At 64.9% G+C, this 20,897-nt stretch carries 12 protein-coding genes and 3 pseudogenes; 5 read left to right on the top strand and 10 right to left on the bottom strand.

From position 1 onward, the window contains the following. The first annotated feature begins 243 nt into the window (after positions 1 to 243). A complete protein-coding gene (locus ACZ7CF_RS03860; RefSeq protein ID WP_470368734.1) occupies positions 244 to 2,517 on the top strand; it encodes a M4 family metallopeptidase in 2,274 nt (757 codons plus the stop codon). A gap of 29 nt (positions 2,518 to 2,546) precedes the next feature. On the opposite strand, the gene ACZ7CF_RS03865 is transcribed toward ACZ7CF_RS03860, so the two are convergent. After that, positions 2,547 to 2,669 carry a hypothetical protein gene (locus tag ACZ7CF_RS03865; protein WP_470368735.1) on the bottom strand — a complete coding sequence of 41 codons (123 nt, stop codon included), beginning with the start codon at positions 2,667 to 2,669 and terminating at the stop codon, positions 2,547 to 2,549. A gap of 96 nt (positions 2,670 to 2,765) precedes the next feature. Between ACZ7CF_RS03865 and ACZ7CF_RS03870 the strand changes: the two genes are divergently transcribed. Then, positions 2,766 to 2,960, top strand: coding sequence for a hypothetical protein (locus ACZ7CF_RS03870; protein ID WP_470368736.1), 195 nt, complete (start codon positions 2,766 to 2,768; stop codon positions 2,958 to 2,960). Positions 2,961 to 3,321: 361 nt separating this feature from the next. Here ACZ7CF_RS03870 and ACZ7CF_RS03875 read toward each other — a convergent pair whose 3' ends face one another. The 5 genes and pseudogenes from ACZ7CF_RS03875 to ACZ7CF_RS03895 form a co-directional block, all read right to left on the bottom strand. Beyond that, positions 3,322 to 6,030: an NACHT domain-containing protein gene (locus ACZ7CF_RS03875; protein ID WP_470368737.1), complete on the bottom strand. Its 2,709-nt coding sequence runs from the start codon at positions 6,028 to 6,030 to the stop codon at positions 3,322 to 3,324. A 528-nt stretch (positions 6,031 to 6,558) separates the two neighbouring features. Beyond that, positions 6,559 to 7,707: pseudogene (locus ACZ7CF_RS03880) on the bottom strand (IS3 family transposase). A 792-nt stretch (positions 7,708 to 8,499) separates the two neighbouring features. Further along, a complete protein-coding gene (locus ACZ7CF_RS03885; protein WP_470368738.1) occupies positions 8,500 to 9,855 on the bottom strand; it encodes a restriction endonuclease subunit S in 1,356 nt (451 codons plus the stop codon). Between the two features lie 8 nt (positions 9,856 to 9,863). Next, positions 9,864 to 12,296, bottom strand: a complete 2,433-nt coding sequence (locus ACZ7CF_RS03890) for an N-6 DNA methylase (protein WP_470368739.1) — start codon at positions 12,294 to 12,296, stop codon at positions 9,864 to 9,866. Between the two features lie 70 nt (positions 12,297 to 12,366). Beyond that, positions 12,367 to 12,586 (bottom strand): annotated as a pseudogene (locus ACZ7CF_RS03895) (IS5/IS1182 family transposase); the annotation flags it as partial. 46 nt (positions 12,587 to 12,632) lie between these two features. Between ACZ7CF_RS03895 and ACZ7CF_RS03900 the strand changes: the two are divergent. The 3 genes and pseudogenes from ACZ7CF_RS03900 (at position 12,633) to ACZ7CF_RS03910 (ending at position 15,417) form a co-directional block, all read left to right on the top strand. Beyond that, positions 12,633 to 13,483: pseudogene (locus ACZ7CF_RS03900) on the top strand (IS5 family transposase). A 134-nt stretch (positions 13,484 to 13,617) separates the two neighbouring features. Beyond that, positions 13,618 to 13,803, top strand: coding sequence for a hypothetical protein (locus ACZ7CF_RS03905; protein WP_470368740.1), 186 nt, complete (start codon positions 13,618 to 13,620; stop codon positions 13,801 to 13,803). Positions 13,804 to 14,670: 867 nt separating this feature from the next. After that, entirely contained in the window at positions 14,671 to 15,417 is a 747-nt protein-coding gene (locus tag ACZ7CF_RS03910) for a thioesterase II family protein (protein WP_470368741.1), read from the top strand. Positions 15,418 to 15,423: 6 nt separating this feature from the next. Here ACZ7CF_RS03910 and ACZ7CF_RS03915 read toward each other — a convergent pair whose 3' ends face one another. From ACZ7CF_RS03915 to ACZ7CF_RS03930, 4 genes are all read right to left on the bottom strand, one after another. Next, positions 15,424 to 16,068: a response regulator transcription factor gene (locus ACZ7CF_RS03915; RefSeq protein ID WP_360398804.1), complete on the bottom strand. Its 645-nt coding sequence runs from the start codon at positions 16,066 to 16,068 to the stop codon at positions 15,424 to 15,426. Further along, positions 16,032 to 17,333, bottom strand: a complete 1,302-nt coding sequence (locus ACZ7CF_RS03920) for a sensor histidine kinase (RefSeq protein WP_360398807.1) — start codon at positions 17,331 to 17,333, stop codon at positions 16,032 to 16,034. The genes ACZ7CF_RS03915 and ACZ7CF_RS03920 overlap by 37 nt, the downstream gene beginning before the upstream one ends. An 83-nt stretch (positions 17,334 to 17,416) precedes the next feature. After that, complete coding sequence (locus ACZ7CF_RS03925) at positions 17,417 to 19,915, bottom strand: ABC transporter permease (protein WP_360398810.1); 2,499 nt, start codon at positions 19,913 to 19,915, stop codon at positions 17,417 to 17,419. Beyond that, complete coding sequence (locus tag ACZ7CF_RS03930; protein WP_360398813.1) at positions 19,915 to 20,706, bottom strand: ABC transporter ATP-binding protein; 792 nt, start codon at positions 20,704 to 20,706, stop codon at positions 19,915 to 19,917. Before ACZ7CF_RS03930 ends, ACZ7CF_RS03925 begins: the two co-directional genes overlap by 1 nt. Positions 20,707 to 20,897: the final 191 nt, after the last annotated feature.

The following is a 20,897-nucleotide window of genomic DNA, read 5'->3' on the forward strand; positions in this document are numbered from 1 at the left end:
GGACACGCACGCCCGACATGCGGCACAAGCTGGGGCAAACCGAACAAGCACGACGACAAAGGAATGTTCGGCAGCAAGCCCTGCAAATGCGCACAAACAAGTGGGTGTGAATAAGTTAGTCCTTGTTAACGGTCGGTTCTCAACAGATCCTTGCCGTGCTCCGTAAACACATTCACCTCGACGAACATCCGGCTCTCCCTGCAACCGCAGAGCCGGGCCGTTCGCCCTGCAACGAGGAGAACGATGCAAGCGAGACGTAGTTTTGTGCTGGCCGCGGCCGGATCACTGGCCGTCGCCGTGCTCACCCAGACAGGTGCGCACGCGGCCCCGCAGCCCCAACCCGGCCAGACCGCTGAGGCGCTGGCGGTGGACGCGGCCGCGAGCCTCGTCGACAGCCGGCCCAGCCAGCTGCACGCCAGCGCGAGCGACCAGTTCGTGCGGCACGACGTCATCTCGTCCACCAACGGCCTCAAGTACGTCCCCTACGACCGGACCTACAAGGGCATGCCGGTGGTCGGTGGTGACTTCGTCGTCGTCACCAACTCGACCGGGCAGGTGCTGCACACCTCGGTCGGCCAGAGCTCCACGATCGACCTGGCGAACACGACCCCGTCCGTCACCAAGGCGCAGGCCGAGAAGACCGCGCGGACCGCCCTGTCCACTGTGGATGGTGTCGGCGCGCCCGAGCAGGTCGTCTACGCGCTCGACTCCACGCCGAAGCTCGCTTGGAAGGTCTCGGTCACCGGCCGGGGCTCCGAGGGCCCGAGCAAGCTCGACGTGGTCGTGGACGCGACGACCGGCCAGGTGCTGCACACGCAGGAGCACGTCCTGCACGGCACCGGCAACAGCGGGTGGAACGGTCCCTCCGTCCCCCTCGCCACCACGCAGTCCGGGTCGACGTACTCCCTGAAGGACCCGAACCTCACCAACGTCAGCTGCCAGGACGCGGCGACCAACACCACGTTCACCAAGTCCTCCGACTCGTGGGGCAACGGCAACGCGACCAACCGCGAGACCGGCTGCACCGACGTGCTGTTCGCAGCGCAGACCGAGTCGAAGATGCTCACGCAGTGGCTGGGCCGCAACGGTTTCGACGGCAACGGCGGTGGCTGGCCGATGCGCGTCGGCCTGAACGACCAGAACGCCTACTACGACGGCAGCCAGGTCCAGATCGGCAAGAACACCAACGGGCAGTGGATCGGCTCGCTCGACGTCGTGGCGCACGAGCTCGGTCACGGCATCGACGACCACACGCCGGGTGGCATCTCCGGTGCGGGCACGCAGGAGTTCGTCGCGGACGTCTTCGGCGCCACCACCGAGTGGTTCGCCAACGAGCCGTCGCCCTACGACACGCCTGACTTCCTGGTCGGCGAGACGATCAACCTCGTCGGCAGCGGCCCGATCCGCAACATGTACAACCCGAGCGCCATCGGCCACGCGAACTGCTACAGCAGCTCGATCCCGAACACCGAGGTGCACGCGGCGGCCGGGCCCGGCAACCACTGGTTCTACCTGCTGTCGCAGGGCACGAACCCGACCAACGGCCAGCCGACCAGCTCGACGTGCAACAACACCTCGATCACGGGTCTCGGCGTCGAGAAGGCCGTCAAGATCTTCTACAACGCCATGCTGCTCAAGACCTCCGGCAGCTCGTACCCCAGGTACCGCACGTGGACGCTGACCGCGGCGAAGAACCTCTACCCCGGCAGCTGCGCGGAGTTCAACACCGTCAAGGCCGCCTGGGACGCGATCAGCGTGCCCGCGCAGACGGCCGACCCGACGTGCAGCGCGACCGGCACGGTCACCGTCAGCAACCCCGGCAACCAGTCCAGCACCGTCGGCACCGCGGTGAGCCTGCCGCTGTCGGCGAGCGGCGGCACCGCGCCGTACACGTGGTCGGCCACCGGCCTGCCCGCCGGCCTGTCCATCAACTCCAGCACCGGCGCCATCTCCGGCACGCCGACCACCGCGGCCACGTCGAACGTCACGGTGACCGCCACGGACAGCGCGAACAAGAGCGGCACCGCGTCGTTCAGCTGGACCGTCGGCACGGGCGGCGGCAACTGCTCCGGCCAGAAGCTCGCCAACCCGGGCTTCGAGTCCGGCAACACCTCCTGGACGGCGACCTCCGGTGTCATCGGCCAGCACGGCAGCAACGGTGAGCCCGCGCGGTCCGGCACCTGGTCGTCGTGGCTGAACGGCTACGGCTCGTCGCACACCGACTCGCTGACCCAGTCGGTGACGATCCCGGCCGGCTGCAAGGCGACCCTCACGTTCTACCTGCACATCGACACCAACGAGACCGGCAGCACCGTGTACGACAAGCTGACGGTCACGGCCGGGAGCACCACCCTCGGCACGTTCTCGAACGCCAACGCGGCCTCCGGCTACGTGCTGAAGACGTTCAACCTGTCCTCGTTCGCGGGTCAGACCGTGTCGGTGAAGTTCAACGGCACTGAAGACGCCTCCCAGCAGACCTCGTTCGTCATCGACGACACGGCGGTCACGCTCAGCTGACGCGTGGTGCGGTTGCCGGCGCTGGAACATCAGCCCGGCAACCGCACACCCGTTTCGCGGTGGTGCGCAACGGCTTCGTCACCGCGGCCCAGCGCGTGCAGCGCGTGCGCCGACTCGATCCGCTGTACCAGCTCCACAGCGTGCCCAAACACGGCGGCAGTGTCGGGCGAGCCCAGGGCCCGTTGTACCGAGCTCTACACGTTTTACGCACTCGCTAGGCGGTCTATCAAGGAGCCGCGCCGCAAGCGATGCGCCACAGCTTCGTGTTGGAGCTCTCCGCATCCGCTGTGAAGTTGGAGGACATCGCGCGTTCGGTCGGCCACAACAGCACGACGGTCACGGAGACGGTGTACCGCCACCAGATCGTGCCTGTGATGCAGCACGCCGCCATCACGATGGACAAAATTTTCCACTGGCGGATTAAATCATTGTCACTCAGTTAGTCATTCAGGTCCCCGAATGATACACAGAAAGATCGCATCTACGATCAACCCGGCGACATGCGAAAGGTCCTCTGATCAGTAGTTATGCCACGACCAGAGGGCCTTTCACGACCGTCGGGACGACAGGGTTTAAACCTGCGACCCCTTTACTCCGGATACGGATTCACACGCCACTGACCTGCGAAAAAGATACACTAGACCCAATTTGACGCACTTGACTGCAATCAAGTTCATTAGGATTGTTGCGCCGCCAACCAAGATCCCCTTCCTCCCTCACGCGGCAGCGCATGATGCCGCGCACCACCAGCTGATTCAAGGGACGGACCTCCTACTGTTTTGACCGCACGCCAGCCCTGGAACCCTAGGATCCCTCAAGAGTCCTGGTTGGGCGCACCTTCAGCTTTTGGCTTCCGCCGGTCACTACCCCGTCGAGCACGATTCTGCCCTCCGACTCCATCCTCTTGATGAATTCACGCCAGACATCCAAGCCGAAAGACTCGACCCATTTCAGTCGCCTGTCGTCTTCCGGCGGAGAAAGGTCGCGCTGATTGACGTAAATCCCTCGACGATCAGCAGAAATATTGGATATAAAAAACTCGTCGCTCTCACTGGTGTCGACCACGTCGTCCCCCGGTATATCGAGCGCCTTCCTGATTTGGGACGGCCCGACCACCAGTTCGGTCTGCTTCAGTAGCTCACGTACCTGCTTGTAGGAGTCGTCGATTAGGGCGGCGCCGGACGACTGGGACAGGTCAAGCAGCACGACGCGGCAGGAGTAGAGGACAAGTTCGACGCCGGGCTCCAACGTCAGGTGGTCGACATGAGACTCCCGAAGTGTCACCCGTCCGACCCCACCGAGCACGAGGTTTGAGACCTTGATTCGCCGTGCGACACGAGGCCCGTCCTTGTTTGCGTTCGCTGCTGCCCAGAGCTCACCCAAGCTCGCAGCCGCCGGTATGTCGAGGCACGGGTGTTCCGACGCCTCCACGACCCTCCTCAGTGCCTCCAACAGCTGTGATGGCGGACCGCCACGCGTCGTCATCCACATCGACACGACGAGCCGCGCGCAGAGCTTAGAGATCGCGACCCTGGACAGCAGGGAAACTGCTTGGTCCAGAGAAAGCCTCACGATCTGCCTCGCGAGGAACTGCTCCGCGATCGCGAGGTGGGTGAACTTAAACGCGTATTCTCCTTCAGCCCATTCAGCACTCATCCCGCACAACGATTCCGTCCGGCGCCTCTCCTCGGGGGTGAGTTCACGCCCCAACGCTTGCGACGCTGCCGTCTCTAGATCCTCCGCTGAAACCTCCTGCAGGCTGCCTCGCGCAATCATCTCCGCGACCTCGGAGAAGATGTCCTCCAACGTTGCCGAGTCGAAGACGAGTCTGCCTCCGTCGCCCACCAGTTTGCGCCGTTCGCGTTGCAGATAGGTGTCAACGACAGAGGGAAGAAAATCCGTCTTCCGCTCGGACCGGATCCAGGCAGCGAACGCCAAGCAGAAAAACGGCGTTGTCAGCAGCTGACGAACCTCAGGCGGAATGCCGGCCTCCGCTGCTTCTACGGACAACTGACTCGTCAGCTCGCGCAGCTGCTCAGGTTTCCACGGTTGCAGTTCGAGATTGGTGACATGAGGACGCCAAGCGAGTGTGTCGTGCTGTTCGAGGTTCCCGCGCAGCCGGGTCTCAGCGTAGCTGGATCGCGCCGAGAGGATGATGGTTCCGCGGCCGCGCAGCTCGTTGAGGATTGGCGCCAGCCCGGCTAGCGGGGTGTCGTAGGTACGGAAGCCGAGCAGTTCGTCGAACCCGTCGATCACCAGAATCGCCAATCCCGCACGACACAGCGCCAACGCGGAGGTTTTATCCAAGATCAAAGTCCTAGACATCTTGTCGCCGAGGAACGACTCAAGGCTCTTCGCACTGGAACTGTTCGATGCCAAGTAGAAGACGAGGGGCGCGAGTCCCTGTCCGGCGGACAACGACTGCCGGGCGAACTGCAGCAGGCTGTGTGTCTTCCCCGACCCAGCCTCACCTGTCAACGTGAGAAGGCTGGTGTATGCGCTGTAAATTCCACTCTGCTGGTTGATCAGCTCGCACGTTTCGACCAGAGGAGCAACTCCACCGTCGCCGAACCGACCCTCATCCACCTGCACTAAGGCCGGCACATTGGGAATGTGCCGCTTCAGGTCCGGGAACAGCTCCTCGCTGATCTGGCTCTCTAGCTCCACCTGCTCCTCAAGCTGCTCGAGAAGCCTTTCCTTAAGCAACGCCCAGTTGCACACATCTGCGAGGAACGCCTGGTAAGGCTTGAGGCCGTCCTCGCTCTCCCACATCCGCGCGTGGTCCACACCTACGCGGAAACGATCGACCCGCCGCTTGACACCGTCCCGCGTCCGCATGTCCCAGCGAACGACGATTGGTTCTGGCGGATCCACGAGGGTGTGGATCGAGTTCTTCTCCGCGAAGCCGGCAAGATCTTTCTGAATGTCGAGAGCAAACCCTTCCAGCACCCGGTCACCTCCCTGCGGCCCCAGACGCTTGAGCGCGTCCAGGATCTTCGGAGTGGTGATATCCGTGGCAGTCCGACGACGCGGCCAATAAGTGGCGAATCCACTGGAATAATCGTTGAGAGCCGCGAGCTCATTATCGACTTGCACGAAGAACGGCTCCAACTGCCCCACGTGCCCGTGCTTGTAAACCTCCTCGATACCCGCCGCGTTCTCTTCCACGACGGAGTACAGCGTTTCGAGATCGACTACATCGGGATCAGGACCACCGTGGAAGATCTGATTGCGCATTTGCCGAATTGAGGTGTCCGATGCCACCTCGGCATTGATGCACTCGGCAATCTTCTCCGCGACGGACTCACACGACGCACACCGCAGAACATGCCGAGAGGTCAGGATGTAGCGGGACCATGATTCGAGCGACCCCGGCGTGTTCAGTCCCGTCGGCTGTTCTGCCGCAGCCGCACAAAGCAAGCCCAGCACGCGAAGCTGGAACTCCACGAACGCCAGCGTTCTCAGTGGAGCTTGCTGGCGGTCGGGTGGTGCAACCAGGTCCGCAATAGTCACGCGATCTCCTTCTAGATATGGTAAACGAGTGCTCACACGCAACGGAGCCGCTCGTCGACGTCTGCGATCCGACCGCCACGTCAGCGTGTCCGCATTGATTGCAACAGATGTGCCACCACATCTTGAACCCGTTGAGTATGAAGGTCCGCCTACACGGACGGACATCGCGGCACCCAAGATCGACATCCGACCTCACTACACGCAAAGCATCCTGCACACGCCTAGCGGCCAGCAACGGCCCGACGAAACGCGCGGAATCCCGATCGACCGCCACCCATGACCTCCTTGTCGCCAGCCAGCATGCCAGTGGCGCGCTGCCATGTCAGCGCCAACACGATCTACACCGGCTGTCGAGGCGGGAGGCGGACTGTCGGTGGTTCGTGAGATGCTGCCATATCGTGAAGCAGGCTGATCTCCGTGTAGGGACAAGTACGCGTATCCGACGTACAAGCCCATACGACGCCGCCCCTATGGTGGCCCGTGTCCGGGTGGTCTCAGGTCTGATGCACGAGCAGGTGACAGTGGTAGTCACGCAACTCGACTGGCTAGCGTGGCCATGATTACTTCGTATTCGATAGGGACCAGCCCGCCGACGGCAGCCCAGCGCCTGCGGCGGTGGCAGGTGCGTTCGATCCAGGTGACGATCGCGATCCGCAGTTTTTGCGAGTGAACCAGGTGCGCCGGTCGAGAACATTATTCTGCAGCGACGCGAAGGAGCTTTTCGTGGCCGCGGCACCGACCCGGCCCATCGACCCGGACAGGCCGTGACGAGCGAGCGCACGGACGAGTTTCCTGGAACGAAATTGCGAGCCGGGGTCAGTGTGGACCACGCAGCTGGCGACCTCACCGCGGTGGACGATGGCGTTGGTGAGCGCTGTGACAGTGAGGCGGGACTTCATCCGGGAGTCGATGGAGTGGCCGAGGAACCGGTTGGAGTAGGCGTCCTTGACCGCGCACAGATACAGTTCTCCCTCTGTGGTGCGGTGTTCGGTAATGTCGGCCAGACAGAGCCGGTTCGGCGCGATGGCGGCGAAGTCGCGGCGGACCAGGTCCGTCGTAGACCGGCGGGCCGGTTTTCTTACCGTTGCAGCCGCGTTTCTTGCCGAACCCGCTCCACCAGCCCATGGCTGAGCAGATCCGCCAAGCGATCCGATCCGTCATCGACCAGCCTGCGTCGCGGGCTTCATCGGCCAGGAACCGGTTGCCGAACTCCAGATCGTCGCGGTGCGCGTCGAACAACGCGTTCGCCCGATGAGCCCGCTCGGTTCCGAGTCGGTGACAGACCGGGAACGCCACCGCAGTACGGCTGCCGAGCGATGTTCAAGACCCGGCACGTCGCCGCGACCGGAACACCGTCCGCGGCGAGCTCGTTCACGAGCGAGCAGAGCCTCTCCCAGCAGGTTCGCCTGCAATAGATATGCCATCGCCCGTCGCAAGACTTCGTTCTCCTGCTCCAGCAGCTTGATCCGCTTACGCGCCTCACGCAGCTCAGCCGACTCCGCCCGGCTCGCACCGGACTTGATGCCTTCCTCGATCCCGTCCTGGCGCAGCCACGTGAACAACGTCATCGGGTACACCCCGAAGTCCTTCGCAATCTGCTCGACCGTCACACTAGGCCCACGGTCACGCGCGACACACGACATCGTCGCGGAACTCCTGAGGGTAGGGCTTAGGCACATGGACATCCCCCCAGCTCACCATCACGACGCGCCAACTCAGATGTCACCTGACGATGCAGCAGACCTCTCGTCCAGACGCCAGTCCGGACTCTCAAAAGGCATGCCTACTCCCCCACCATGGCGTGCCTACACGTCGGCCCGCATAACTCGTACATCGTCTTGCTCCCGCCCTGTGATCTCCACCGCCGGCTTCCGAGCCTGACGAGTGAAGTGTTGTGCCGATCATCTCCAGCCCCGCCGACGATGCACTGCGTGCGGATCTGTTGTCGCGATCGTGCCGCTCGCCGTTACTGAGATCTTTGCCCACAGCGTCGTACGAGTTCGCGCATCATCCGTTCGGCCCATCATGAGTCGATTACGACCAAACGGAATGCTGCGGAGTTAGGCTCCAGCGGCTGGAAGACGCGCACACGGCATCGCACCCGCTCTGGGTCTGCAGCCTACAGCAATCACTGACTAGCTCCGGGCTTCAGCACCAATGGAGAGCAGACGGTCAACACTACTCACCGAGTGGCTTGGTCACGCAGATCTGGCGGCAAGCGGACTGGAGAGAAGCGTGGAGCACCGTCTGGAGACCAAAGCAATGGAACGTTCCAGGCGAAGGTTCGTTAGTAGAAATCGACGATAAACTCTGGCAAAGAATCTTTAAAAAAGAATGGTTGAATGAAGTAAATTCTACCCCTGGATGACAGACTAGGAGCACATCTATCAACGGACTCGGCCGTTCGTGTCGCCGAGGCTGTTGTCGTCGCGATCATAACTTACAGCAAGCCGTCAGTCGCTCGAGCCGTCATAGAGGCGAGATCAATGCTGACATGAGGTCGGTCTCGGCCTGCTCTCGCAGTCGAGCGGCATCAGCAAGGACCGAACGAGCCTCTGCAATGCCCTCCTGCAGTTCTGTGACTAGTCGACGTTGGTCATCAACCGGCGGAACCGGGATAGGCGCCGTCGCGAGGACGCTGACAGGGATTGTGTAAAGAGTCCCGCTAGTCGTGCGGGCGTGGGAGCGAACATGGGATCCGCCCGGCTGAGAATTGAACCAGGCTTCCACGTACTCAGGGATAAGATCCGACGTGTTTAGGCGAGCCCGAATTACATGGTTCTGATGGATACAGGTGGAAATCTGCCCATCCCAGCGTGCGCAACGTCCAACTTCCTCGAGTGAGTTAGCTTCAAGGAACAGCAGGTCATGGCGCTTCAGGGCAAGTCGAGCGACAGTATCGGAGCTAATGTTCATCGTCTTTACATCGGCAAGGTCGATATAGCCGCGTTGAACATTGGCGACCCGAAGGTAGGGCACGTCCTGCCCTCCCCTATTCGAGCGCTGTAGCTGCACGCCGAGCTTCACATCGGCGACTGCATCAAGACGTACCAAAGGGTGCGGACTGGTGATGCCAATAGGAGTGACGTCGGTATCCCAACGATCGAGCGCGGAGAACCTGGTTACTGCGACCACGTCCGCAGAATCGACTATTTCCGAGACGTCCACCAATTGAGAGCCGAAGCGGTCCCAAACTTCAGCGCCGAGGGCGGCATACCTGAGTTCGGCCTCAGCAGCGCGCTGCCGCGCCTGCAGATAAGACACGACGAGGTGCCGTTGAACGTCGAGTGGCGGAATGGGAATCGGTGCACCAACCAACTTGCCGACGCCGATGTGGTAAAGCCCACTCGTTGTAGTGGCTTGTTCGCGGATGTAAGCCTTTCCACCACGAGAATTGAACCATATGACAACAAAGGCAGGGTCAAGTCGCTCGTCTTGCAGCCGTGCGCGCACCACACTGTTCTGATGCACAACCTTGGGGAGGCTGTCATCCCAGATCGCGGTACGCCCCACCTCGGTCACTGATCCGGAGCCCTCGACGAATAGGAGATCTCCTGCTTGAAGCTCAAGGTCCGATGCCTGGTTCTCTGATAGGTGCATTATCCTGACGTCGGATAGGTCAAGCCGGCCGCGACGCACGTTGACGGCGCGAAGATACTTACGCGCGACCCCGACGGCCCGGGCGTCCTTTCGGGGAACCTGGACACCAAGCCGAACCTCTGCAACATCCCCTAGAGTCACAACCGGCCATGCCATTGGTTCGGCCGTTGAGCTCTGTGGAGGATCCCAGCGATCAAGGGCGGAGAACTGCACGACACTGGTCATCGCGGGAGTCACCATGCCGCCGTCTCAAGCGTGGCGGTCTTGAATTCGTTCCACGCCTCAAGAATGGCGGGCAAGTCGTTGGGTACGTGCTTTCCAGTCTCACCCGTCGCGGTGATGCCAACACCCCTTGGCGTAGCCATAAATACATGGTAGTCGAAAGCTTCGCGAACATACTTCCACATCGCGACCGACTGTTTCTCATCAAGGCGCTTTAGCTCAGCCTTGAGCAATGCCATCGCCCGCTTAAGCCCAGGAATTTGAGCGGCACGTTCTTTGTACTTTTTTTTCAGGTCGCGTGCTGTTGAGTTGGCGGTACCAGACCAGGCGATCGGCCCAAGTACTGTGGCGGGCGCGACCCGTACCAAACCTTTCCTGGGTACCCGTGTGGGAGCGGGCACTACACGAGTGACCCCGAGCGCTTCGAGTTTATTACAAAGGTCTCGCAATTCTTCGTCGCCGCCGTGGAGCAGCTCTGGCGTTGCGTTCCGGATGGTGGTCGTGCGTTGGGGTTCAAACTCGGACTCGGTTACTTCGAAGGCATCAGTCCAGCACTGCTCCCAGCGCCGGGCGTCCTCGTCGGTGAACTTCTGCATGAATACAACGGACGCAGTCACCGATGCGCCGGAGAACTTAAAAGTTTCGGGAGGCAACGCAACAACCGCACGGAGAAACGCTTTGCCTTCAGCCCAGCGGCGCAGCCACGCTTGCGAATAGGCGTTAAGGTTGCCATTGGGTAGGACGATGCCGAGACGCCCACCTGGACGCAAGAGATTCATGCACCGTTCCAGGAACATTTGTTCGGTCTTGCGAGAGTTTGCGTCCTTACCGATCTCGAACATGTCGAGTATTTTGGTGCCCCGCGCGTTAACGAGCCGGTGGTGCGCTGCTACCCATTCTTCCCCGTGCTCTTGCCTCTGACGCCGGAAATAGTCACGGTTATCTGGGACATCTACTTCGGGTGCGGTCCCGATGCGTTGGGAAGAGTTAACCATCGCTCCGAACGGCGGATTGGTGATCACAACGTTGAAGCGGCCCTCGAAGATGCCGTTGGTATTGACGAGCCCGTCGTGCCAGTGGATTCCACCGTGACCGTCGCCATGCATGATCATGTTCATCTTCGCCGTGCGGGCTGCACGAGGCTCTTTGTCCGTGCCATAGATGCACTTCCATGCAAGCCGGCCCACGCGAGTATCGGTTGGGCCGCCGTCCGGTCGGCTCGGATCTAGTTGCTTGTTTAGGTCTTCGATCGCGGCTTCGATCCGGTCATCGCGCTCGTCGAGTGCGGTTTCACTAGCATTTTCTGGGTACTCAGCGGTGATGGAGGCGATCACGCGCTGACGCTGGGCAGCGATGTCCTCGGTGATCTGGTCGCGTACGTAGTCGAATACTCGAATTAGGAATCCGCCTGAGCCAGCAGCAGGGTCACAGATGAGCTCCCCTTCCCGCGGGGCGAGAACATTGACCATAAAATCGACCACGGGGCGCGGCGTGAAGTACTGTCCGAGGTTACCACGGAAGGTAGTACCGAGAAACTTTTCGAATGCAATTCCTTTGATGTCCTCGCCTGTCTTCGACAAGTTGAACCGTTCGAGCTTAGCGACCAAGTCGCGGAAGGTATCTCGGGAGATGTCGAGCCGGTCATCCTCGGGGAAGAGATCGTCAGTGGCGTAAGCTGCTTTCGTGTTCTCGAACATTTGCTCATGAATCGAGAACGTTGGATTGGTCAGATATCGAGATGCATCTTCTAGGTACTTTGTCGTGAAGGTCTCGTGCGTCCGGGACCGCTCGACGTGCAGTTTGATGAATAGCACCTTCGAGATAGTGTCGAAGGCACGGTCAGGGGTCATCGCGTGGTTATCGCGCAGCAGGCTGTGGCAGTCGAAGAGCACTCGCTGGAATTGCTCACGATCGAAGACTTCGAGCCGGTTGACCAACTCATTGAGGCGTTGCGGATCTGCGACGTCTGCAGCCGTAGGCCAGTCGTTGATCTGGCGTGCGCGCCCAGGCAGTCCCCTGGTTAGTTCGAATACGACGTGGCTCGTTGCGTTGGCTAGCACGAGGAACCGAGCGCCAGCGGCTCGCGCGTAGGACTCGCCCTGCCAGAAGTCAGCTGGACGCAGCGCTCCCTCGTCAGCCTTCGTTTCCACGACGAGAACAGGTTCACGTCCCTCGTGCTTCTCTGCCGCGCTGCGCCACACGACGATGTCGGCACGTGGGGAGCGCCGACCTGACTGAGTGCGACGCTCTTGGGCCATCTGATCGAGCGCGAACCCTCCGTCGCTGTGCAGGCGCCGTACCCAACGTTGCCGCACGAGCTCCTCAGGCTTGCGCCTCACGTCGACCCAGTCCGAGCGAAGCGGCAACCACACCAGGTCTCCGTATTGATGGAGACCCTTCTCGGGAAACGACGTCGTGGGAGCATTCGGATGCGGGCTTGCCATGACGAGAAGGCTACGGCAGGGGCTTCACGCGGCTGACGCACCCGTCGGTCTTCGGCCTGCCTAGGAGGTCCTAATGCAATGACTGTTGTCGTTGCAAGCGTCGCCAGTAGATGATCGAGCAGGCGAGGCTAAGGAAGGCTTCGTGGATGTCGTCGCGGATCTCCCAGCGGATGCGCAGGCGGCGGAACCATTGCAGCAAGGCAAGGGTCTGCTCCGACAACCCATCGGTGCACGCCGAGCCCGGAACCATGTTCGACGCCGCGGCGGGCGATGAGCGGCCGGATGTCCTTAGAGGTCCTAACAGAATGATCTTGCCTATACTTTGATCTTGTCGGGTTGGTTCGTGTCCGGACGGGAGGTTGGTGTGGCCGGCGTCGGCCTTGGGAGGTCGAAGACGAGCTGTGGGAGTTGATCGAACCGCTGCTACCGAAGGTTGAGCGGCGCTTCCGGTATCCAGGACGTAAGCGGCTCGGTGACCACAAGGCGTTGTGCGGCATCCTGTTCGTGCTCTACACAGGCATCCAGTGGGAGTTCTTGCCGCAGGAGCTGGGCTATGGCTCGGGCATGACGTGCTGGCGACGGCTGCGGAACTTGACCGAGGCCGGTGTGTGGCCGCGGCTGCACGAGTTGCTGCTGGCGAAGCTGCAGTCCGCGGGAGCGTTGGACCGGTCGCGGACGGCGGTGGTTCCTCGTCGATCAGGGCGGTGAAGAGTGGCCCAAAACCGGTCCGAGTCCGGTCGACCGCGCCCGGACGGGCTCCAAGCATCACCTGATCATCGACGGCGGCGGCGTGCCTTTGGCCGTGAGGCTGACCGGCGCCAACCGCAACGACGTCATCCAGCTGATACCGCTGCTCGACGCGGTCCCGTCGATACGCGGCCGACGTGGCCGTCCCCGGCGCAGACCTGACCGGGTCTACGCCGACCGCGCCTACGACCACGACAAGTACCGCAAACGGGTCCGCGCTAAGGACATCCGGCCGCTCATCGCCCACCGCGGCGTCGAACATGGTTCCGGGCTCGGCGTGCACCGATGGGTTGTCGGAGCAGACCCTTGCCTTGCTGCAATGGTTCCGCCGCCTGCGCATCCGCTGGGAGATCCGCGACGACATCCACGAAGCCTTCCTTAGCCTCGCCTGCTCGATCATCTACTGGCGACGCTTGCAACGACAACAGTCATTGCGTTAGGACCTCTTAAACCGTCCCAAATGGATGGGAAGCTCGCGTACAGGTACGACTCCATCGGTCAGCTGGTCGCCCTCTTGCCTGCGAGGTGTGAGCTCAGCCAGCATACCCTCGGCCACTCCCAGTTCCGTGCGGTCATGCACGACGGTGAGGCCCACATCGGCTGCATCGCCTGCATGACCAACGGCACCGACGTCTCCTGGCGCGTGGCCGCAACCGCGCCCGTTCCCGACCGCGTCGAGCTGTCCGAGGAGCGCTACTCCGAACTTGTTCTCCACCGCATGAACCGGGCTTTGACCACGGCAGGTCGACATGACGCTTAACAGTCCTTACACCACCTGGGAGGGCGACGACGTCCACGGCCGACAGCTTGTGCTCACCATCGTCGGAGTTCAACTGGGCCGCTTGTTCGCGCGCGTGCCTGCTGCGTCGCGGCACGTGATCGCGACCGGTCTGGACATGATCGGCGAGGTGCGCGGACGGCTTCACTGCCACTTCCCCAACGTTGAGGGCGACTGGTTCGGGTCGTCAACTACGAGATCGGCTACGCCGACAGCCGCCACTCTGAGTGTCTCGGGCGAATGGTGATGACCACCAGCCGACCCCGCGCGATCATGCGCGACGTCGCGCTGCGTCTGGCGACGATGGTGGCGCCGAGTCGCCGCCATTTGGCTGAGATGCGGTTTCGTCCGACCGCCCGCTGTCGTGATGGATATGTTCGCGGCAGGAGTCGGCTCACCGGAACGCTGCTGCCACAGCCCTGGGTGCTGCCGGCATCGTCCATGAGGGCGTGTCGGCTCGATGATGTGCTCGGCGCCGCCGGATGGCCAAATCGCTGTCGGACGTCCGGCTGGTGGCGGTGGTGCTCGGTGACCGGCTTCCACAAGCCGTGGACGGTCGCTTGGTCATCGCCGGCGTCAACGGCCGCTTGGAGAAGTCACCGGCCTCCGCCTGGGGCGCATCGCGTTGGTCAAGCCGGACCGGTTCGTGGCCGCGGTGATGCGGCCGACGGAGATCCTGAGAACCAATTGCGCGCACGCTTCGGCGCTCCCCCGACCCAGGCTCGAACGCCCGGTCAGGAGTGCGTCGTCCGGCTGGTCCGCACGAACCGGAGCGCGCAGCGGTTGAGCAGGCCTCGGCAGGGGGTGCCAGGGGTAGCCCCTGCCGAGACACGTTGCGAGATTCGTGGCATGAGCTCAGCTATCACCTCAAATGCTTGGTTGCGGCGGTTCCGGCCGCGGGACAGCGCCCCCGTGCGCCTGGTCTGCCTTCCGCACGCCGGAGGTTCGGCGACCTACTTCCTGCCCGTGGCAGCGGCGCTGGATCCCTCGGTGGACGTCCTGGCGGTCCAGTACCCCGGCCGCCAGGACCGGCGTACCGAGCCGTTCGTGCGCACCATCGACGAGCTCGCCGAGCTCGTCACCGAGCAGTTGAGCGGCTGGACGGACCGCCCGCTGGCGTTGTTCGGGCACAGCATGGGCGCGACGCTCGGCTTCGAGGTCGCGCGCAGGCTGGAGCGGGCGGGCACGGTTCCGGTGGCGTTGTTCGTCTCGGGCAGGCGGGCGCCCTCGTGCTTCCGCGACGAGCGCGTCCACCAGGAGGACGACGAGCAGCTGCTGGCCGATGTGCGCGCGCTCAGCGGCACCGACGCACGGCTCTTCGGCGACGAGGAGATCATGCGGATGGTGCTGCCCGCGCTGCGCGCCGACTACGAGGCGGCGGAGACCTACCGGTACGAGCCGGGAGAGCCTCTGCGGGCACCCGTCGTCAGCCTGGTCGGAGACGCCGACTCCAAGGTGACCGTGGACGAGGCGCGCGCGTGGGATCGGCACACGAGCGGGGAGTTCGACTTCCACGTGTACCCCGGCGGGCACTTCTTCCTCGACGAGCACGCCACCGCGGTGATCGACATGATCAAGCGGCGGCTGCTCGGCTGAACGAGCTCAGGTGTTGAGGTAGGCCAGCACCGCGAGCACCCGGCGATTGGTGTCCCCGGTCGCCGGGAGCACCAGCTTCGTGAAGATGCTGGAGATGTGCTTCGCCACGGCGCCTTCGGTGACCGCGAGGTGCTGGGCGATCGAGGTGTTCGAGCGGCCCTCCGCCATCAGCTCGAGGATCTCGCGCTCGCGGGCGGTGAGCGCGGCCAGCGGTTCGTCCTTGGAGTGGCTGACCATCAGCTGCGCCACCACTGTGGGGTCCATGGCGGTTCCGCCGCCGGCGACCCTGCGCACCGCGTCGATGAACTGCACGTCGTCGAGGACACTGTCCTTGAGCAGATAGCCGATCCCTCCCTTGCCGTCGCTGAGCAGCTCCCGTGCGTACATCTGCTCCACGTGCTGCGACAGCACGAGGATCGGCAGCCCGGAGTGTTCACGCCGCACCCTCAGCGCGGCCTGCAGGCCCTCAGTGGTGAAGGTGGGGGGCAGGCGCACGTCCACGATCGCCACGTCCGGCCGGTGCCGGGCGACGGCGGTCACGAAGTCGGCGCCGTTGTCGACCGCCTCCAGCACCGTGCACCCGTGCACCTCCAGCAGTTGAACAATGCCTTGTCTCAGGAGGAAGAGGTCCTCGGCGAGAACAACGCGCACGGCACCTCCATCTTTGTTCTCGTGGGACCGCCGGGCGGGCTGTCCAGGTCGAAACTTCCGTCGAACGCGGCAAGTCTGCGCCGGATCCCACCGAGTCCGCCCTCCTCGGTGAGGACCGCGCCGCCACGGCCGTCATCGGTGACCGTGACGTGGAACGTGCCCTCGTCGTACCCGCCGACGATGTCCACGTGGCGCGCATCGGAGTGCTTGAGCACGTTCGCCAGCAGCTCCGAGATCGAGAAGTACACCGCCGACTCCACCGGGTCGGGCAGCTTCCCCGGCAGGTCGAACGTCACCTCGACGGCCAGCGGACTGGCCAGCCCGAGCGCGCGCACGGCGTCGGCGAGGCCACGTTCGGCGAGCACCGGGGGGTGGATACCGCGCACCAGGTCGCGGAGCTCCCGCAGCGCCTGCACGGACGACGCACGGGCCTCGCGCAGCACCTGCCGCGCTTTCTCGGCGTCGTTGTTGCCGACGTGGCGGTCGGCCACGCCGAGCTGCAGGCCGAGGCTCACCAGCCGGGCCTGCACGCCGTCGTGCAGATCGCGCTCGATCCGCCGCAGCTCCGCCGCCTGGGTGTCCAGCGCGCCGGAACGCGTCTCGGCGAGGTGCCGCACGCGGGAGGCGAGCCGGCTCCGCTCGGTGGGGCCGAGCAGCAAGCGGACGAAGTGCGCATAGCCCGTGACGATCCACGGCGACAGCGTCAGCCACACCACGAACCCCACGACCGCGAGGCCCGCCACGGCCGCCGCGGAGCCCCAGCTGCCGACCTGGAAGAAGGCGTACCAGGTCGGAGAACCGTCCTCGGCCAAGGGAATCCAGAGGCCGCTCGCGAGCACGAGCCCGTGACCGACGTAGTAGAGCAGCGCCGCGGGCAGCACGGCCACGAGGCCGGCCACGCAGTTCAGCAGCAGCCACAGCAGGTCGCGCCAGGTCGCCGGGTCGGCGAGGATCCACTTGCAGCGGCGCGTCCAGCCGACGATGTCGCGCTCCACCTGCTCCGGCTGCGGGCGGTACGGGCGCTCGACCGGCACTCCGAGCCGGGTGGCCGCGCGGCGGTTGAGGTCGCACAACCACCGCACGGCCGCGGTCAGGTGCGGCAGCACGACGAAGCCGATGCCGATCAGGCACAGGATGGTGAAGTACGTCGTCGAGATGAACAGGACGATCGAGAGCAGCGCGCCGGCTCCGGCGGCCGCACCGATCGCGGTGTGCAGGACGGCACGGCGGAGCCAGGGGCGCCAGGAGGCCGCGATCGTGTGCACCCGAACATGATCCCATTCCCCGAGTGCGGCAGGCGGATCGCCCCAGTTCTGGAACGGGGGCGATCCGTGACCGGTGGTCGCGGTCATCCTTCCTTGACCGCCTCCACCGCCGGCGAGCGCATGCCCCGCCAGGAGGACGTCAGCGTCGCGCCGAACACCAGCAGCAGCGAGCCGGCGACGATCGCCAGGTAGATGCCGATGGAGCCGGACGGCAGCCAGTCGCCGGTCTTCACCAGGCTGTAGGGCACGATCGTGGTGGCCGACGCGATCGTGCCGAGCAGGATCGCCACCACACCGACCAGCACGCCCTCGGCCGTCAGCATCCCGAGCACCTGCCGCTTGGTCGCGCCGACCAGCTGCTGCAGCCCGAACTCGGCCTTCCGCTTGCGGGTCACCGCGATCAGCGTGTTGAGCACGGTGATCGCCGCGTAGCTCACGATCATCGCGACGATCGTGTAGTTGGCCGAGGCGAGGATCTGCTGGATCTGGTTGTTGCGAGCGGCCAGCGCGGAGCTGTCGACCAGCTCGGTGCCGGGCACGCCGGCGGCGAGGGTCGAGAGCCGGTCGCGCACCGCGCCCACCTGGCCCTCGTTGGAGCGAACCAGGATCTGGCTGACCACGCCTTCGGTGGTGTGCCGCGCGAGGGTGTCCGCGGGCAGCGTCAGGTAGTTCTGGTCGGGGTTGTCGGCGTACAGGGCGACCACGGTGGGCCGGACGCCGGTGCCGTCGCCGAGCTGCAGCGGCAGCCGGTCGCCGACCTTGACGCCCTGCTTCTCCGCGGTCTTGTCCGAGAGCGCCACCGCGTCACCGGTGAGCCTGTCCAGCGAACCCGCGACCAGCGGCAGGTCGAGGTTCCGCGCCACGCCGTCCGCGGAGACACCGCGCAGCTCGACCGAGTCGCCGCCGCCCCCCAGGTAGCCCGTGCTGGTGACGAAGTCCGTGGCCGCCGCCACACCCGGTGTGGTCCGCACCCGGTCGAGCACCTCGGGGGCGAAGCCGCCGGAGGAGGAGACGAGCAGGTGGTCCGCGAGCACGTTCCGGTCGTACGAGGCCTGCGACACGGTGTCCTCGGTGGCCTGCATGTACAGCGTGCCCGTGGCGATGCCGACGAGCAGGATGATCGGCGCGATGGCACCGGCCGTCCGCACCGACGAGGTCATCGCGTTCCGCACCGCGAGCCTGCCCGACAGCCCGCTGAGCAGCCGGACCGGCCACCACAGCACGGCGATCAGCGCCTTGGTGATGCCGGGGGCGAGCAGCGCGATGCCGATGCAGAACAGCACCGAGGCGGGTCCCGCCGTGCTGGCCAGCGTGGGACCGTTCTCCATCAGCGTCGCGGTGGCCACGGCGAGCCCGATGCCGTTGGCGAGGAAGAACAACGCGAAGATCAGCCGCCACTTGCTGAACCACTTGGCTTCCGACGCGCTCTCCGCGGCGGCCACCACCGGTTCGGTGCGCGCGGACTTCCGCCCGGCGAAGCGGGTCGCGAGCGCCGCGGCCAGGACGGTGACCAGCGCGCCGACGGCCATGGGCGCCCAGCCCGCGTGGTAGACCACCGAGGAGGACACCACGCCGCTCGAGGACAGCACGGCGAAGAGCGCGTTGCCGAGCCAGTACCCGGGGAAGAGCGCCAGGAGCACGGCCAGCACCGACAGCACGGCCGTCTCGGACCCGATCATCCGCCGCAGCTGCCCCGGCGTGGCGCCGACGCCGCGCAGCAGTGCCATCTCGCGCACCCGCTGCTGCAGGGACAGCCCGAACGTCGAGGCGACACCGAACATCACGATGAGCACGACCGCCGTGCCGAAGACCGCGGCGAGGATGACGATCGTCTCCCGGCTCGCGAGCGTGCCCGGCAGCTCGGCGAGCCCGCGGGTGTCCCCGGTGAGGACTTCGGCGCCGGTGCCGACCTTGGCGCTGATCGCGGCGGCGACCGCGGTCACGTCGGCGCCCGGAGCGAGCACGACGGCCACGGAGTCGATGCTGCCGCCCGCGAGCCGGCGTGCGGTGTCGTCGGTGAAGAACAGTGCGCCCGCGGGGTTCGCGTCGCCGTTCTGCCCGGCGACACCGGTGACGCGGAAGGTCTGGGTGACGCCGCGGACGGCGACCCGCACCGACGCACCCGGCTTGACCCCCGCGGCCGCTGCCAGACCGGAGTCGAGCACGACGTCGTCACGACCGGCGGGCGCCTTGCCGTCGGAGAGGGAGTAGGGCGTCAGGCCCGCACTCCCCCAGCCGTGGCCGTAGGAGGTGCCGCCCACGGCCTTGCCGTCGCGCAGCACGGCCGACTGGACCGAGACGTCGGGAACCACGCCTTCGACACCGGGCACCGACGCCACGGTGGCGGCCAGCTTCGGATCGAGGTGGCGGCGCTCGGTGAGCGCCCCCGCGTCGCCGGACTGCTGCCCGGTGACGACGATCGGCGCACCGCCGAGCCGCTGGGGCTCGGCGGACATCCGGATGCCGGTCTCCATCAGCGCGCCGCAGGCGATCACGATCGCGGCGCCGAGGAACATCGCGAGGAACGTCGCGACGAAGCTCGCCCTGCGGAACTTGAGCGTGCTCAGTGCCAGCCGGAACATCAGAACCCACCCCTCATGGGCGCGGCCGCCGTGTCGTCCTGCCAGGCGCCGAGCCGGGTCATCCGCGCCGCGACCGCGTCGGCCGTCGGCGACACCAGCTCACCCGCGATGGCGCCGTCGGCCAGGAACACCACGCGGTCCGCGTAGGACGCGGCGACCGGGTCGTGGGTGACCATGACGAGCGTCTGGCCGGCCTGGTTGACCGACTGGCGCAGCAGGGCGAGCACCGAGGAGGCGGTACGGGTGTCGAGGGCGCCGGTCGGCTCGTCGGCGAACACCACGGCGGGCCGGGTCACCAACGCCCGCGCGATGGCGACGCGCTGCTGCTGACCGCCGGAGAGCTCCGACGGCCGGTGCTTGAGCCGGTCGGCCAGACCGACGCGGTGGACGACCTCGCTGATGAGCGCCTTGTCCGCGCGCTTGCCCGCCAGCTGCAGCGGCAGGGTGATGTTCTCCATCACCGTCAGCGCGGGCATCAGGTTGAAGGACTGGAAGATGAAGCCGATCCGGTCGCGCCGCAGCTCGGTGAGCTGGGTGCTGTCCAGACCGGACAGGTCGATGCCGCCGACGGTCACCCGGCCCGAGGTCGGCGTCACGAGCCCCGCCGCGCAGTGCAGGAAGGTGCTCTTGCCGGAACCGGAGGGTCCCATCACGGCGGTGAAGGTGCCGTCGCCGAAGTCGAGGCTCAGACCGCGCAACGCGGCGACCTGGCTGTTGCCCTTGCCATAGGTCTTCGACACGGACTCGAGCCGGACCGCCTTCGTGCGGCCGCGGATGGCAGTTGTGGTCACTGCGGTCTCCTGACTGGATTCCCGCGCTCCTAGCACGGCGTCTGGATTCGAGATTAGTGATCGGGCCGGGAGGCCACATTGGCTCTAACCCGCCGATTGAAGGTAGACTTTTCTCCACCTCGACACGCTCAGTAGCCGCGCGGGGAGGAACCTCCCCGTCGAACCTCCAGTTTTCTCCACTGTTTCCGCTC

The sequence above is a fragment of the Lentzea sp. NPDC036955 genome (genome assembly GCF_055608005.1).